The organism is Pseudomonas sp. TREG-RG-20F-10-E-6-01 (assembly GCF_022662455.1).
GTDB lineage: Bacteria > Pseudomonadota > Gammaproteobacteria > Pseudomonadales > Pseudomonadaceae > Aquipseudomonas.
The window spans coordinates 218,842-234,258 of the sequence record NZ_JAKNQP010000007.1; the positions used below are offsets into that span (position 1 = coordinate 218,842).

Consider the following 15,417-nt stretch of genomic DNA (forward strand, 5'->3'; position numbering starts at 1 on the left):
TCCCACATTTGATTGTATTTCAGGCTGATTAAGCCGCCCACGGCGACTTACGAATCACCTCCACAAAGTTCATCGGCTTGAACCCCGGCTCCTGATCCACCAGCACGTCGGTCTTCACGTTGCCGAACGTGGTCTGCGGGCGATGGCGCAAGCCGTCGGCAAACGCGCAGATAATGCACTCCTTGAACCCTTCACCGCGTGGATGCGCATGCACCACGGCTTCGCGCTGCACGCTGGAAAACGCGGCGTAGTCCATGCCCAGCACGTCCATCTCGACACCGGCAGTCACCAGCGCCACGGTCGGGCGCAGGTGCTGCGGCACGCCCGGCGTGGTGTGCAGGGCGATGGACAGCCACACCTGCTCGATATCGTCATCGCTCAGCCCGTACGGCTTGAGAAACGCGGCGGCGGCGTTGGCGCCGTCCACTTCGAAACGCTCGTTGTCGCTGCGATGGCCTTCAACCAGGCCCAGGTCATGGAACATGGCACCGACGTAAAGTAGCTCCGGGTTGTAGGCCAGCTGCTTGCGCTCACCGCTCAAGGCGCCGAACAGGAATACGCGACGAGAGTGGTGGTAGAGCAGGTCGGATTCGACGTCGCGGATGTATTCGGTGGTGGCCTTGGCCAAGGCGCTGTCCGGGATCTGGATGCCGGCGATGGTGGTGCTCATGGTCGTTCTCCTCAACAAAGCGCCGGGGGTGGCGCCGATGAGTCCAGTCTGGTCGCGCCTGCGCGAGGGGGCTATCGCGGTGAGGATGCGATGTCGGCCAATGTGGCTTCACATCGTGCCAGTTGGAACAGTCTCTTGAAGTCTAAGAGGATCAAATGTGGGAGCGGGCTTGCTCGCGAAAGCGGTATGCCAGTTAATACATGTGTCGACTGAGCACCCGCATTCGCGAGCAAGCCCGCTCCCACAATGGATTTGTGTTCATTCAGTTAATCAAGGTTTACCACCCATGGGCAAAACCGTCGCCATCCTGATCTTTCCCGGCGTCCAGTCACTGGACGTGACCGGCCCCATGGATGTGTTCTGCGAGGCCAACCGTTTTCTGCCGCCGCAAGACCACTACCAGCTTGAAGTGCTCGGCCTGGGCCACGGCACCCTGGCCGCCTCCAATGGCTTGTCGCTGCAGGCCCACCGGCATTACAGCGAAGCCGTGCAAGGCTACGACTTGCTGCTGGTCGCCGGTGGCCCGCAATTGCCCTTCGAGGATTTCGGCGCGCAGTTTGACGACTGGCTACGCGCCGCCGCCGCCCGGGCGCAGCGTTTCGGTTCGATCTGCAACGGAGCCTTCATGCTGGCGCGAGCCGGATTGCTGGACGGCAAAACCGTCACCACCCACTGGAACGATGCCGCCGACCTGGCGCGCCTGTGCCCCTCGGCCCAAGTCGACGCCGACCGCCTCTACGTGCAGGACGGCAACCTCTACACCTCGGCCGGGGTCACGGCCGGCATTGACTTGTCGCTGTTTCTGCTGGCCCAGGACCACGGTCCGGAAGTCGCGCTGAGTGTGGCCAAACGCCTGGTGGTGTTTACTCAGCGCTCGGGCGGGCAGTCGCAGTTCAGTCCATTCCTGACGCCCCACGCCGAAAGCACTTCGGCGGTGGCGTTGGTGCAGCTGTACGTGCTGGCCAACCTGACCGGTGATTTGACCATCGCCGACCTGGCCAAGGCGGCGAATATGAGCGCGCGCAATTTCTCCCGGGTGTTTGCCCGTGAAGCGCGCATAACCCCGGCCGAGTTCGTCGAGCGCGCGCGGGTGGACGCGGCGCGGGTGATGCTCGAAAGCAGCCCTGCGCCGCTGAAGACCGTGGCCTATCAATGCGGGTTTCGCGACGCCCAGCACATGCGCAGCGTGTTCAACCGCCGGCTGGGCGTAACGCCGCAACAGTTCCGACTTAACTTTGCGGCGCCGGTTTGAGCGTGTCGTAGGCTGGCGCAGGCTTGTGTGGGAGCTGGCTTGCCTGCGATAGCATCACCGCGGTCTATCAGTAACACCGAGGGGCTTGCATCGCAGGCAAGCCAGCGCCCACAAAAACCAGCCCACAGTGATCGGTATTACCGCGCTGGCAACAGCTTCAACGTACCCCGGGTATTTGCCGTCACTTCCTCATCGCTGAAATGCGCTTGTTCGTAGCCGCCTTCGATGTAGGTTTGCGCCTGGTCGTCATAGTGCGAGTCAAACGGCACGCCGCTTTGCCCCACCGGGTTGATGGTCAGGGCGTGAGCCGGGTCGGCGAAGTCGATCAGGCGCCGGGTCGATGGGCCGTACGTCACTGGCCAGGGTGCCGGGCCGATCATGGCGGACTGGTTGTTCGGCACTTCGTGGGTGCCGGGTGCGGGGAACGGGCCGACGTTGAAGATTTTATCCAACGGTTTTTGCTGGCCCAGCGGGTGGCCCTGGGTCAGGGTATGCGCCTTGCCCCATTGCCACTGTGTGGGGTCATCGCCGAAGGTGGCCTTGAGGTGCGCCAGGCTGTTGTCCCAGGCGAGCTTGACGGTGTCCGCACGAGAGCCGTTCCACCATGGCGAGTCCGGCGAGGCGGCCAGGCGTGGCAATGCCGCATCGATCACGCGCGTAGTGAGCAGGGTCTTGAACATGCCGTCGCCGAGTTTCGGGTGAAACGCCGCGTCCGTGAGGTTGAACAGGAACTGGTTGAACAGCGTGGCGCTGGTGGACTCCAGCGGGTAATCACCTTTCCAGGCGGCCAGTTGTTCCACCAGTTGCAACTGCGCCGGGTCTTTGACCACCTCACGCAGCACCGGCAAAAGTGGCGCCAGCAAGCGTGGGCCATAGGCGGTGGTGGTGCCCAGTTGCAAGGCCTGGCTGTTGGTCACGTCCCATTTCACGCTCTTGTCGCTCAACTGCATGTTCAACTGCTGGCCACGGTCGGCCAGGTTGTAATAACCGGGAATCTCCATACCGGTGGGCGACACTGGCTGGGCATTGGCCGACACCACATAACCGCGCGCCGGGTTTTCCTCCTGCGGGTTGGCGCTGAACGGGTAAAAGCCCAGCTTGTCGGCCTGGGCGGTGCTGCCGTCGAGGATAAACCCGGCATTCACGCCAGCCGGGCGCACCGGCAGTTGCGCCGCCGCCCACCAGCCAATATCGCCTTTGGCGTTGGCCCACACGATATTCAGGCCGGGTGCAGAAACCAGCGCCGCCGCCGCGCGCGCCTTGGCCAGCGTGTCGGCGCGGTTGAGTTGGTAGAAGCCTTCGAGAATCGGGTTTTCGGTGTCCAGGAATGCCCACCACATGGCAATCGGCGTCTTGCCGGCATTTTCGCCGAGCACGTCATTGATGATCGGGCCGTGGGGCGACTGGCGCAGGGTGAGGGTCACCGGTGCCTCGCCCTTCACCGCAATCTGCTGCTCGCTGCTGGTCATGTTGACCCATTGGCCGTGATACCAGACTTGATTGGGGTTGTCCGGGTTGACCTTTTCGGCGATCAGGTCGAGGTCATCGTTCTGGAACATGGTCAGGCTCCAGCCGAAATCCAGGTTGTGGCCCAGGAACGCCACCGGCACCAGCGCGTTGTGATAACCGTACAGCTCAAAGCCCGGCGCCGACAGCTGCGCCTCGTACCACACCGACGGCACCGAGAAACGAATATGCGGGTCACCCGCCAGCAAGGGCTTGCCACTTTTGGTGCGGCTGCCACTGATGGCCCAGGCGTTGCTGCCTTCGAACTGTGGCAGGCCATTGTCGGCCAGGGCCTGCTCGCTCAACGAGGCGATTGCGCCGAGGGTGTTCCAGTCGCTGGCGGCAAGGTTGAGCGCGCCTTTGGGCTGCCAGTCCAGGTCGAAGACTTTCAGGTAGTCGCTGCCCAGCTGGTCGCGTACGTAAGTCAGCAGCGGCTCGGTACGAAACGCGGCGGCAAAGCTGTAGGCCATGTACCCGGCAACGCTGATGGTGTCCTCGGCAGTGAACGGCCGCTTGACGATGCCCAGCACGTCGAACTCCATCGGGCTGGCGTGGCTGTCCTGATACTGGTTGATGCCGTCCAGGTAGGCTTGCAAGGCCTTCCATGCCTTCGAGTCGTGGTCGATGTGCTCCACGTAACTCAAGGCGCGTTCGCGAATACGCAGGCTGCGGAACAACTTGTCGGTGTCCAGCAGCTTGGGCCCGAGCACCTCGGCCAGTTCGCCACGGGCCAGGCGCCGCATGATCTCCATCTGGAACAGCCGGTCCTGGGCATGCACGTAACCCAGGGCGCGGTAGAGGTCGGTTTCGTTCTCGGCGCGAATGTGCGGCACACCCCGGTCGTCGTAGCGCACGGTGACTGTGCCTTGCAGGTTGGCCAGCGTTTCGGTGCCCTGGCGGGTGGGTTGCTTGCTGTAGACATACACGCCAGCGCCGGCCATGAGGGCGGCAATCAGCAGAGCGAGCACGGTCAGGCTGCGTTTCATGGACGGTCCTTGGTCATTCACCTTTCAAGTCAGCGGAGTCTAATAGGTTTTTGACGGGTGCTGAGGGAAATGCTGATGTGCCTTGCCGACAGCCGAGGTTCAAGTGGAGAACACCCCATAGGCAGTATTATCCCACCTGTCATCTTTGAGCTTTTTGTCATGACTTGCGCCACGCAACCACTGTCAGACTCCAGCCGCCCCGAGGCTACCTACGCGTGCTGCCTGGAGGCGCCATCGCTGATCGGGCGCTTTTTGCAGCACCCGCCAGTGGGCTTTGACGTGCACCTGTCCGAACAGGGCCTGCCGTACTTCTTCACCCCCTTCGACCTGCTGACCACCGCCGACGACGCGTTCGTGAAGCGTGTGCGCAACTGGCCTGGTTATACGCTCTGGAATGCGTGGCTGCGGATCGACAGCTGCTTTGTCGGCACCACGGTCAGCGAATACTCGCCGTTCCCCCAGGCCGTTTCGCCTCAGGCTCTGGCGCAGTGGCTGCAACATGAGTGCGCACCCCAGCGCAGACTCACCGTCATCAAAGACGTGCCCTGCAACTCGCCGCTGCTCAGCGACGCGGACAACCGCTACGCGCAGGCTCTGATCGATGACTGCACCCGACGCGGCTTCATCAGCCTGGAAGGCCAGGCGCTGGCGTATGTACCGATCAACTTCAGCACGGTCGACGAATACCTCGCGCGCTTGTCCCACAGCCGTCGGCGCAATATCCGACGCAAACTGCGCAGCCGTGAGGCGATGCACGTGGAAATCCTGGAAACCGGCGATGAGCGTTTCGACGATGACGCCTGGCTCGCGCAGTTGTACGCGCTGTACCGGGCCGTCTACGACCAGAGCGAGATCCATTTTGACCTGCTCACGCCGGAGTTCTTCCGTGGCGTGCTGCGGGACGCCAGCAGCAGCGGGCGGGTGTTCTGTTACTGGCACTGCGACGAACTGATCGGCTACAACCTGTGCTACGTGGAGGGCGACAAGCTGCTCGACAAGTACATCGGCCTCAACTACCCGCAAGCGCTGGAGTTCAACCTGTACTTTGTCAGCTGGTTTGTGAACCTGGAGTACGCGGTGGCCAATGGGCTGAAGTTTTACGTGGCCGGCTGGACCGACCCACAGGTCAAGGCCAGCCTCGGCGCCGACTTCACCTTCACCCGCCACCTGGTCTGGGTGCGTAACCCGCTGTTGCGCAAACTGGGCAACCGGTTCCGCCATCACTTTGAAAGCGATGCCCAGTGGCAACAGGAGTACACTTCATGAGCCAGGATCGACCGCCGCTGATTCTGGATTTCGACGGCGCCGTCAGTGACATTCCCGGCGCACTGACCCTGCCACTGCAGGCCTGGCAGGAAAAAATCCGCTTCGGCTGCCGTTGGGCGCAGTTCCGGGAGCTGGAGACGGCCCTGCACGCACAGATGCCCGGCGACTATGGCTGTGTGTTTACCGGCAGCGGCGACTATCACCACCTCAGCCAGTTGTTGCTGAACCGACTGCCCAGCCAGCAGAAGTTCCAGCTGATCATTTGCGACAACCATCCGGACAACATGCGCTATCCATTCGGCATTCACTGCGGTTCGTGGGTCTACTGGGCCAGCCGGTTGCCGCAGGTCGAGCACGTGCATGTGCTGGGTATCGGCTCGCAGGATATCGGCCTGGGCCATGCCTGGGAGAATCACTGGTCGCCGCTGCTCAAGCGCAAATTGACCTACTGGAATATCAACGTCGACACGCGCTGGATGAACTGGGTCGGCGCCGGTCGCAGCAATCGCGCGTTCAGTCATCCGGATGAATTGATGCGCGCGTTCCTGGCGCAGTTTGACCGTTCGCTGCCGGTGTACCTGTCGATCGACAAAGACGTGTTGAGCCCCGAGGTGGTCAACACCAATTGGGATCAGGGTGAGTTTCTGGAGCAACACTTGAACGAGCTGATCGACGCCTGCGAGGGGCGGATCATCGGCGCGGACATTACCGGCGATGTGTCGGCCTATCACTATGAAAGCAAGTTCAAGCGCTGGCTAAGCGCCTCCGATGGTCAGGAAGCGTTGCCTGAGGCGCAGGTGCAGATCTGGCAACAGCAGCAGAACGCGTTGAACAGCCGGTTGGTGGCGCGCATCAATCAAGGCTGGCGACGATAGCCTTCAGTTGGGTCAGTATCTTTTCGAAGTGTGCGTCGGTCAGCCAATGGCTGTTGCTGATCGACAGCGTGCGCGTGGCGAACGCCTGGGCTTGGGTGATATCGCTGCCAGGCTGCAACAGCGCAGCGACGGCCGGATACTCCGGCAATGTGTGGATAAACAGTCGGGTCACGCCCAGCCCCGAGGTCCACAGCTGCGCCATCGCTGCATCACGCGCTGGCGCAGAGGGCATTATCACCATCAGAAACGGCCAGGTGCCTTGCTGCCCCGGCCTGTCCATCACCACCGAGACGCCGGGCAAGGCATTCAAGCGTGCTGCGCGGCGCAAGGCTCGAGTGCGGCCTTGCTGCAGATACGCCGGCAAGCGAGCCAGCGCGGCGGCGCCGACCTTCTGGCGATAGCCGCCAAGGCCGTGCAACGGGATGTCGTTAACCGAAAAATCGTCGCCCACGGCCGCCACCTCATCACCCTGGGCCAGCGCCGCGCGCAGGGCCTTGCCATACACGTAATACAAACCGCGCGGCTGATAGGCCAGGGCGTAACCCCACAGTTCAGCGGTGCGTTGCAGCTCCCAGCGCAGGCTGAATGGCAGGTCCTGCCGGCATTGCCGGTGCAGCGCCTGATGCAGCACCGGGTCGCGGCTGAACAGCACGCCACCTTCGGCCGTGGTCAGGCCTTTGCCCAGCGCCATGCTGAAAAAGCCCACGTCGCCTTTGAGCCCGACGCTGTGGCCATCGTCGAGCGCGCCCATGGCTTGCGCAGCGTCCTCGATGACCGCCGCGCCGACAGCCCCGGCAATGCGCTTGGCGGTATCGACATCGGCCACACGTCCTGCCAAGTGAGTGACCACCACGGCCAGGGTGTTCTCGTCGCACAACTGCGTCAGTTGCTGTTCATCCAGGTCAATGCTTTCGGGCTGTAGATCGCAAGGCACCACGCGCAATGGCGGGCAGTAATAGGCGGCCAGTGCCACCAGCGGGCAGGTGTAGGCGGGCACGATAAGTTGGGTGCGGCCGGGCATGCGTTGCTGTAAGACGCGCAGCGCGATGATCAACGCCGCCGTGCCGGAGCAGGGCAGTGCTGGCAGTGGGATAGAGAGTTGGCGGGCCAGCAATTCGGCCAGGTTGCCCGAGCGTGCGAGTAAATCTTGCCAGCGCAAAGGGAGCCCCGCAGTTGGCGGAATTTCCCAATGGCGGCTCATCACGCCGGGGCCTGCGACGGCTCGACCTCAAGCTGCTTGCTCTCTTTGTCTTCGCTGCGCGCCAGGCAGAGAATGCCCGCAATAATCAACGCGCCGCCAATGATTTTAGGCAGGGTCAGGGTGTCATCGAACAGCCACACGGAGATCAGCGTCACGCTGATCAGCTCCAGGTGGGAGGCGGCAAACGCCGGGCCCACCGGTGCGTATTTGAGCAGCGTCATCCAGGTGAAGAACGCGCCGATATAGCCGACGAAGGCGCCGTAGATCCACGGCGCGCCGAACACGCGAATCAGCCAGGCCGCGTCCATGGTCAGCGGCTCGGCATGCACCGAGGCGAATTTGAAGCTGACCTGCGCCAAGGTGTCGAAAATGATCAGCGCGAGAAAACCCAGGATATAGAAACGTTTCATCATTCAAACCCTACGACAGTCACGCCACAGGCGATCAGCATGATGCCGATCAGGCGCCATTTGCTCAGGCGCTCTTTGAACAGGAACCGCCCGGCAATCATGATCACGACAATATTGATCGAACCCAGCATCACACCCACCGACAGCGGCACGAGTGTCAGGAACGCCAGCCACAACACGAATTCGAAGACATAACAGATCACGCCGAGCCAGATCCACGGACGCTTGAGCATGTGCTTCCAGTGAGCCAGCCCGTCATGTTCGGCGCTGGCCGAGGCGGCGGCTTTAAAGGCCAGTTGGCCGGACGTGTCAACGATAACGTTGAGCATCCAGAGGATGATGGTTAACTGGCTCATGTATTCCTATGCTTACAAACTCTGCGAAATCCTACGATACAACAGGCTGTTGATCGGGTGATTGGAGTTTGCCAGTTGAACAGCCTGTGTTCAGTTTGGGGTAGGGCTACGCGTTGCATGACGTGCTAGCCGGGACTGACTATGAGGTTTGGGCCCAGTACGGCGTCTTAGGGATTCTGGAGGAGGTAGGCGGGCGCGGTAGAGTACAAGTCCCAGGACTGGGCCTTGTACTCTTGCGCAGTGATAACTGCTAACCCAAGGGGCCGAGTTGTTTTCTTCAGTGTTAATGGGCGTTATTGAAGATTGAATTCCGCCAGAGTGTTTTTTATTTTTTCGCGAAGTTGCAGCTCATCCAGTTCGTACTCATCGCGGTCACTCTCTGGGTTGTAGCAATCAGCCAATGAAAAAATGGTGGATGATGCCTCGTCGACTTTCTCTCCGTCAGTCGTTAGTAGACCCGCATCGCGCTCTCCTTTCCACATCGTCATGTATGAGGCGGCGAAGGTATCTGCATCTATTGCCGAGTTGACAAAATGCTTGGCGAATTCAATTAAGCTTTTGCTCATCTCAAATTTCCTTTCTCAACATAGTTTATAAATTGTTGGGTGCCTGGCTCAATTTTCCATCCAGATAAAAAATTACCATTTTTATCAAGTATTACGACATTATTAGTTTTAGGGTTGAAATATACCGACGAGCCTTCTGCTAGTAGATAAGTTCCTTTGGGAACAGTTTCCTGGTCCTCCAGATGCCTGTTAATGGCGTCCCTGAATTTGGTCAAGGTATCACTGTTCTTCCTAGTGTCATCAATGCCAAAGTCAGACGCGTGTTTTAGATACTTTTTGTCCAGCTGTTTTCGGGTGAAACGGCCTGCGTCGAGCGATTCACTGAATACGAGATATACAGGCGCAATACCCGACCCCGCAGGAAACACATAAATTGCATCGCGAATATCCAGCGGGTCAACCTCTGGCAGCACTTCGGTCGTCGCCGTGATCGGTGTCAACGTAACGCCTGAATAGACAGGCACATCCATTGGTTGGGCGGGGGATGTGGTCGAGCTGTTGCCGGGTGCCGCAATGGGAAACACCAGTGTTCGAGGTGGTGTGTCGGCTGAGGTGAAGGTGTAGGCGTTAAGCGAAGGGTCCAGTGTCAGCGCTCTTACGGGCACCTTTGCTGCAGCTCGATCGCCGACAGGGGGTGCGATCAGGGAATACTGGGTGCGGTCTCCGTAAATACGATACGGCATATCCACAGTCCCGCCAGCGGCGGCGATTTCCGGTAAGTTGCCCGGCAGTTGCGGTGCCAATCCTGCGGCGGGAATGCTCATTGCCGTTGGGTAAAGGTCGCTGTTACCCAGTGCCGGTGAATACAGCAGTAAGCCAATGCCCACTCCCGTTGCCCGGTCCAGTGCGGTCGCGGCAAGCCCTCTCAGGGCCTGGATCGCCGCTTGAATGGCTGTATCCAGCGTTAGCGAAGAGCCAGCAGTCAATGCAATTGAGCCTGCTGTGGTACTGAATTGCGCACCTACTGGCAGCGCGGAAACCCTGAACGTGTTTGCCGCCCGGAGGGTCTGTGCCTGTGCTAAAAGTTGAGCTTGCTCGGCAGCTTCAGCAGCCTTGGCTTGTTCGACTTGAGCTGTCAGCCACGCGATCTGTTGCGTCAGGTACGTGATTTCATCATTCAGGAGTTTGGCAGCATAGGCGGCGTGTAAGGAGTTTTGCCAATTTTGGAAGTTTTTGTCTGGGTTGGCAAAAATCATGCTGTCGGAGGTAGCTATTCTCATGAAGTCGCTGACGCGCCGGCTAAAGAAGTTGGAGCGGTAATAGCTGTTTGCAGTGGCTATCTGCGTTGTTATCGCTGCTGATTTTTCAGCAAGCAGTGTTTCTCTGATTGATCGTTCCTGATTTAATGCCTCGATAGCCGTTAAGGCAGTATTCGCCATCTTTTCCCTGATGGCAGAAAGACTGTTATCTATGGATGTGGCCAAAGCCCCCAGTTTGGTTGAATAGAGGGTTTCTTGATTTCTTACTGCGGCCGCTACGAGCGGTGGAAACTTTTCCAGAATGTAGTTACGGGTTGCGGAGCCGATTCTTCGTGCTTCTAGGCTGCCTGAGAAATCGTCATATCCTCCTCCGTTATTTGGGCCAAATGTTTGCTCTCTATAAGCAGTTATTCTTGTTTCTCCTAGGAAAACAGTATCTCCGGGTTTATATGGCATTGATGCATTCCCTCATTTGACGTGCCAGCACGAGCCATTCCATGCTCGTGTGTATAAATTTAGTTGTTCGCTCTTTAAGAGATGAGCATCTGCACTGTAGTGCAGCCAAGTTTTGAATGCGTCGAGTAATTGTGTGGAGGCGTTTCTATTAACTTTCGTGCGTAGGCCGAGGCGGGGAAGAGGGTTAGTGGATGAATGGCCCGGTCGCGTTAAGTCTTAGGGGGCAGAGGGCGCCGCACGCCACTCGCAATAGCAGCCCACCGCCAACGTATGGGTGGCATCGACCTCGCGCCCGGCCTCAAGGGCTTGCAGGATGGGCTCGATAAAACTGTTGCTGGAATTGCACGTGAGCCCTTCGCTGTACGGCCCGAAATACGCAAGTTTGCCGCTTCGGTCCCAGATTCCGACGGCAGGTGTGGCCGGTATCTGCTCGGCACCGGACAGGGCATTGAGGGGTTTCATCTTGCGCAGGTTGTCGGGCAGTTGGCCGTGGCTGCCGGCCTTTTGCAGGGCGTAGAACTCGACGCCTTGGGGCGCGTAGTGCTCGATCAACTCGCCCAGGTGTTGCTGGTTGCCGACGTTGCACGGGCAGGCCGGGTCCCAGAAGTGCACCAGGCGAATCGGGCCTGGGCCGGCAAGTTCGGCGGGCAGGCGCAGTGCGTCGCCGGAAAACACCGCCGTGTGCTCACTGAATGCGCGCAGGTAGCGACCCTGGAACCAGTCATACGCCGCCCACAGCACGCCGGCGCAGATGACCAGGATCAGGCTGGCGAACAAGGCGGAACGGTAGGGCTGTCGCATTCAGATCAATCCTCGAAGGTCGCGTAGCTTGCCATGCTTGTCCTGACAGATGAATATCGCAGCTCGATATTCATCTTCACCGTCAGTCTGGAACCCTTTATGCCTGTGAGCTTTGACCCCGATCATCTGCGCGAAAGCTTGCGGCCACTTGTGGATGCGCAACCGCTCAGCGTCGAGGCGCGGGTCTACCAGCGCTTCTACGGGCTGGACCTGGCCGCGCGCAAAGTACCGGCGGTGAGCCGCCTGGGGCGTTTCGATGTGGATGGCTTCCACGTGGTGGCGCAGGTGTGGTGGCCACCTCAGCCCGTGGCAACCATGTTCGTGTTCCACGGCTTCTACGACCATATGGGGCTTTACCGCCACGTGGTGAACTGGGCGCTGGACCAAGGCTGTGTGGTGATTGCCTGCGATCTGCCCGGCCATGGCCTGTCCAGCGGCGCACGCGCCAGCATCGATGATTTTGCGGTGTACCAGAACGTGGTGCAGGCGCTGTTTGCCCAGGCCACGGCGCTGCAACTGCCCCAGCCCTGGCATCTGTTCGGGCAAAGCACCGGCGGCGCAGTGGTGGTGGACCATGTGCTCCATCACGGCGCCGACAGCCCGGCGCAGGGCAAGACCTTCCTGCTGTCACCCTTGGTGCGCCCGCGTGCGTGGGGTTGGTCGCAGGTCAGCTATTACCTGCTGCGGCCCTTCGTCAAAGGCATCGCGCGGCGGTTCAGCGAGAACACCAACGACCCTGCGTTCAAACCGTTCCTGGAAGCTGACCCGCTGCAGCCGCGCCACTTGCCGACCGCCTGGGTGGGCGCGCTGGCACGCTGGATCAAGCGCATCGAAGCCGCACCGCGCAGCCCACGGCGGCCGGTGATTGTGCAGGGTGAGGAAGACATGACGGTGGACTGGCAGCACAACTTGCAGGTGCTGCGGGGCAAGTTTGATCAGCCTGAAGTGTTGATGATCCCGCGTGGCAGGCATCATTTGGCGAATGAGATTGCGCCGATTCGCGAGGAGTATTTCAGCTTTCTCACGAACCGCCTGAAGTAACACAATCCAAATGTGGGAGCGGGCTTGCCCGCGATAGCGATCTGCCAGTTAGCCTTTGAGGTGCTGTCCCACCGCTATCGCAGGCAAGCCAGTTCCCACAGTTTTTACTGCGACAGGCTTGAGGTGCTCTGGCCTACTGCAAGCCCTGCGCGAATGGCTGCCAACGCCGCCTTGTAATACGCCCGACCTTCCGGCGACTCGGCAAACGTGGCGAATTCTTCCAGTTCCGGGTCAGACAAATCCCGATAGACGTACAGCAACGTATTGTTCAGGTCGTTGCCGATCTGCTGCATCAGCCGCTCACGCTGCCCATTCAACATGCCCTGAGCCTGCCCACCGCCCAACAAACCCGGAATCATCTGGCTCAAGCTGTCGGCGGCCACACCGGCAATCGCCAGGCTGACTTCCGCACCGGCTTCACGGGCAGGCAGCGCCTGGGCCAGGTGGCCGATGATCAGGCTGCGAGTGGCATCGGCTTCGATGTGCGGCAGGCCTTGGGCGTTTTTCGCCAACTGGTCGCGGCGCGTGGCCAGCAACTCGGCGGCGACAATCTTGCGGCCCAATGGTGATTGAAAAAACGCCAGGGCGGGCTTCGGGTCCGCCAGGTTCTTGCGCAATTGCGCCTCGGCACGCTGGTCCACGGCCTGGGCAGCAAAGCGTTTATTGCTGTTGTCCACCAGTGCCTGGTACACCGCCGGCGGCAGGCTGTTGCGGTAGCGTTGCTGAGCGGCACTCAGAGCGTCATTGAAATGCGCACGCTGTTCAGCCCAGCCGGCGACCTTGTACAACTGGTCATGGCCGTCTGCCCAAGCGGGCAAAACGCAGAACATCAGCACGGAAAAAAACAAACGACGCATATGGACTCCTGTCAGTCGGCCACTATTGTCCGTGTCGGGCGTAGGATTTGTCGAGAAATCCTATCGGTCACCTGACTAAAGTGTATTCAGACGCTCGGCGGCTCTGTCGGATTCACAGGCGTATGGATACTATGCGCGCCATGCAAATACCCCTCGATCATCCCCTGCTGCAACGCATTGTCGACGACCTGGCCGAAAAAGGCTGGTCGCAGCAGAACGGCTTCCTGCCCCAGGCTCTGACCCTGGAACTGGCGGCTGAGTGCCGTAAACGTGCGGCTGAGGGGGAATTGGCACCCGCAGCCGTAGGACGCGGGCCGGCCCAGGAGATTCGCGAGGGTATTCGCGGTGACCATATCCAGTGGTTGGAAGAGGGTGATGCAGCGGTCTGCGAGACTTACATGGGCGTAATGGACAGCCTGCGGTCGGCCATGAACCGCGGGCTGTTCCTGGGCCTGGAAGATTTCGAAAGCCACTTTGCGATGTACCCGCCGGGTGCGTTTTACCTCAAGCACCTGGACCGTTTTCGCGACGATGACCGGCGCATGGTCTCGGCGGTGGTCTACTTGAACGACGCCTGGCTGCCCGAACATGGCGGCCAGTTGCGCATGTACCTCAAGGGCGGCGTCGAATACGACGTGGTGCCCACCGGCGGTAGCCTGGTGGTGTTCCTGTCCGGGGAGGTGCCCCACGAAGTCCTGCCCGCCACGCGCGAACGCCTGTCCCTGACCGGCTGGTTTCGCCGGCGGGGTAACGAGCCGTTTTAAACATGGAAAAGATTCTGATCAGTCGCTGCCTGCTCGGGCACAAAGTGCGCTACGACGGTGGCGCCAGCGGCCCGTTCGATCAATTGGCGGCGTGGCAGGCGCAAGGCCGTGTGGTTGCGATCTGCCCGGAGGTGTCGGGCGGTTTGCCGACGCCCCGGCCCTCTGCCGAAATCCCGGGCGGGCAGGGCATCGATGTGTGGGAGGGCCGTGCCCAGGTGCTGACCGCTGAAGGTGAAGACTTCAGCGCCGCCTTTCTCGATGGCGCCCGCCAAGCCTTGGCGCTGGTGCAACGCCACAATATCCGTGTCGCCATTCTCAAGGCCAATAGCCCGTCCTGCGGCAACGTGCTGACCTATGACGGCACGTTCACTGGCGTAAAGGTCAGCGGCGAAGGCGTGACGGCGGCGTTGCTCAAGCGCCACGGGGTGTTGGTGTTCAGTGAGCTGCAGTTGCCTGAGGCGGCTGCGGCCTTGGCCCAGCTCTGAACCGTCCCCTGAATCAACATGTGGGAGCGGGCTTGCTCGCGAAGGCGGTGCGTCAGTCACCGTTTCTGGTACTGACACTCCGTCTTCGCGGGCAAGCCCGCTCCCACAATTGATCTAGGGTGTCTTGAGGGCCGGTGTGTCGCCTTCAAACCACTTCTGCGTCAGCGCCTTCAAGCGACCATCCGCCTTCACCTGCTGCAGCGCCTTGTCCAGGCTGTTTTTGAACGCCGGGTTGCCCTTTTGGAATGGAATGGCCAGCTCAGGTGTTTCCTTGTAGGGATCGCTGAAATCGAAACGATCCTGCAGCTGGGCAGTCATAGCGATATGGTTGATGGCTACGTCGTACTTGCCGGTTTCAACGCCTGGCAGCATGTCGGCGTCATCGGTGGTGATGAATGAGGGGCGTACATCCATTTCCTTCGCCAGCTGCTCGCCCAGTTCCACTTCAAAGCCGGTGAGCTTGTCGCCGTCCTTGAAGTTGAACGGCGGCGTGTTGGCCTCCAGGGCGATGCGCAGTTCGCCACGATCAAACACATCATCAATCAATTCGGCGTGAGCCAAGGGGCTCAGAAGGGGCAGCAAAAGTACAAGGCCAGGCGAAAAGCGCATGGTCGCTCCTGATGAATTCGTCTACGCGAGGGGCCGTTCAGCATCGCTTTGCTATGGTGTTGAGTGCCTTGGACAGCAATTTGTCGCGAAGTTGTCATAACCCTACAGATTTCATAG

General features: G+C 60.3%; 16 protein-coding genes. 6 read left to right on the forward strand and 10 right to left on the reverse strand.

All coding sequences use genetic code 11. The features are described 5' to 3' along the window. Window positions 1-28 precede the first annotated feature (28 nt). Window positions 29-670 (reverse strand): HD domain-containing protein, encoded by a 642-nt coding sequence (locus L8K08_RS20920; RefSeq protein WP_106575744.1) that lies wholly within the window; start codon window positions 668-670, stop codon window positions 29-31. Between the two features lie 286 nt (window positions 671-956). Here L8K08_RS20920 and L8K08_RS20925 point away from each other — a divergent pair, with 286 nt between their 5' ends. Next, entirely contained in the window at window positions 957-1,922 is a 966-nt protein-coding gene (locus tag L8K08_RS20925; protein ID WP_242199772.1) for a DJ-1/PfpI family protein, read from the forward strand. A gap of 137 nt (window positions 1,923-2,059) precedes the next feature. Here the strand turns inward: L8K08_RS20925 and L8K08_RS20930 are convergent, their stop codons facing one another. Then, the gene (locus tag L8K08_RS20930) at window positions 2,060-4,414 is read right to left on the reverse strand and encodes a penicillin acylase family protein (RefSeq protein WP_242199774.1); all 2,355 of its coding nucleotides are present in this window, start codon (window positions 4,412-4,414) and stop codon (window positions 2,060-2,062) included. A 159-nt stretch (window positions 4,415-4,573) separates the two neighbouring features. Here L8K08_RS20930 and L8K08_RS20935 point away from each other — a divergent pair, with 159 nt between their 5' ends. Continuing rightward, window positions 4,574-5,680 carry a GNAT family N-acetyltransferase gene (locus tag L8K08_RS20935; protein WP_242199776.1) on the forward strand — a complete coding sequence of 369 codons (1,107 nt, stop codon included), beginning with the start codon at window positions 4,574-4,576 and terminating at the stop codon, window positions 5,678-5,680. Then, a complete protein-coding gene (locus tag L8K08_RS20940; protein ID WP_242199778.1) occupies window positions 5,677-6,555 on the forward strand; it encodes a hypothetical protein in 879 nt (292 codons plus the stop codon). The genes L8K08_RS20935 and L8K08_RS20940 overlap by 4 nt, the downstream gene beginning before the upstream one ends. Here the strand turns inward: L8K08_RS20940 and L8K08_RS20945 are convergent. From L8K08_RS20945 to L8K08_RS20970, 6 genes are all read right to left on the reverse strand, one after another. Then, entirely contained in the window at window positions 6,533-7,756 is a 1,224-nt protein-coding gene (locus tag L8K08_RS20945) for a DegT/DnrJ/EryC1/StrS family aminotransferase (RefSeq protein WP_347341014.1), read from the reverse strand. The genes L8K08_RS20940 and L8K08_RS20945 overlap by 23 nt on opposite strands. Continuing rightward, entirely contained in the window at window positions 7,756-8,166 is a 411-nt protein-coding gene (locus tag L8K08_RS20950) for an EamA family transporter (protein ID WP_145157862.1), read from the reverse strand. The genes L8K08_RS20945 and L8K08_RS20950 overlap by 1 nt, the downstream gene beginning before the upstream one ends. Beyond that, window positions 8,166-8,522: an EamA family transporter gene (locus tag L8K08_RS20955; protein ID WP_145157859.1), complete on the reverse strand. Its 357-nt coding sequence runs from the start codon at window positions 8,520-8,522 to the stop codon at window positions 8,166-8,168. Before L8K08_RS20955 ends, L8K08_RS20950 begins: the two co-directional genes overlap by 1 nt. 293 nt (window positions 8,523-8,815) lie before the next feature. Further along, on the reverse strand, window positions 8,816-9,088 hold the full coding sequence (locus L8K08_RS20960) for a colicin immunity domain-containing protein (RefSeq protein WP_179676509.1): 273 nt from the start codon (window positions 9,086-9,088) through the stop codon (window positions 8,816-8,818). Further along, entirely contained in the window at window positions 9,085-10,743 is a 1,659-nt protein-coding gene (locus L8K08_RS20965) for an S-type pyocin domain-containing protein (RefSeq protein WP_242199783.1), read from the reverse strand. Before L8K08_RS20965 ends, L8K08_RS20960 begins: the two co-directional genes overlap by 4 nt. Window positions 10,744-10,959: 216 nt before the next feature. Next, complete coding sequence (locus L8K08_RS20970) at window positions 10,960-11,544, reverse strand: DUF6436 domain-containing protein (RefSeq protein WP_242199785.1); 585 nt, start codon at window positions 11,542-11,544, stop codon at window positions 10,960-10,962. A gap of 99 nt (window positions 11,545-11,643) precedes the next feature. Between L8K08_RS20970 and L8K08_RS20975 the strand changes: the two genes are divergently transcribed. After that, window positions 11,644-12,585 carry an alpha/beta hydrolase gene (locus L8K08_RS20975; protein ID WP_242199862.1) on the forward strand — a complete coding sequence of 314 codons (942 nt, stop codon included), beginning with the start codon at window positions 11,644-11,646 and terminating at the stop codon, window positions 12,583-12,585. A 104-nt stretch (window positions 12,586-12,689) separates the two neighbouring features. Here the strand turns inward: L8K08_RS20975 and L8K08_RS20980 are convergent, their stop codons facing one another. Then, window positions 12,690-13,442 (reverse strand): DUF2059 domain-containing protein, encoded by a 753-nt coding sequence (locus tag L8K08_RS20980; protein ID WP_106575734.1) that lies wholly within the window; start codon window positions 13,440-13,442, stop codon window positions 12,690-12,692. A 131-nt stretch (window positions 13,443-13,573) separates the two neighbouring features. On the opposite strand from L8K08_RS20980, the gene L8K08_RS20985 reads away from it, so the two are divergent. Next, window positions 13,574-14,206, forward strand: a complete 633-nt coding sequence (locus L8K08_RS20985; RefSeq protein ID WP_106575733.1) for a 2OG-Fe(II) oxygenase — start codon at window positions 13,574-13,576, stop codon at window positions 14,204-14,206. 2 nt (window positions 14,207-14,208) lie between these two features. Next, complete coding sequence (locus tag L8K08_RS20990; protein ID WP_242199787.1) at window positions 14,209-14,691, forward strand: DUF523 domain-containing protein; 483 nt, start codon at window positions 14,209-14,211, stop codon at window positions 14,689-14,691. Window positions 14,692-14,805: 114 nt separating this feature from the next. Here the strand turns inward: L8K08_RS20990 and L8K08_RS20995 are convergent, their stop codons facing one another. Beyond that, complete coding sequence (locus L8K08_RS20995) at window positions 14,806-15,300, reverse strand: transporter substrate-binding domain-containing protein (RefSeq protein ID WP_242199788.1); 495 nt, start codon at window positions 15,298-15,300, stop codon at window positions 14,806-14,808. Window positions 15,301-15,417: the final 117 nt, after the last annotated feature.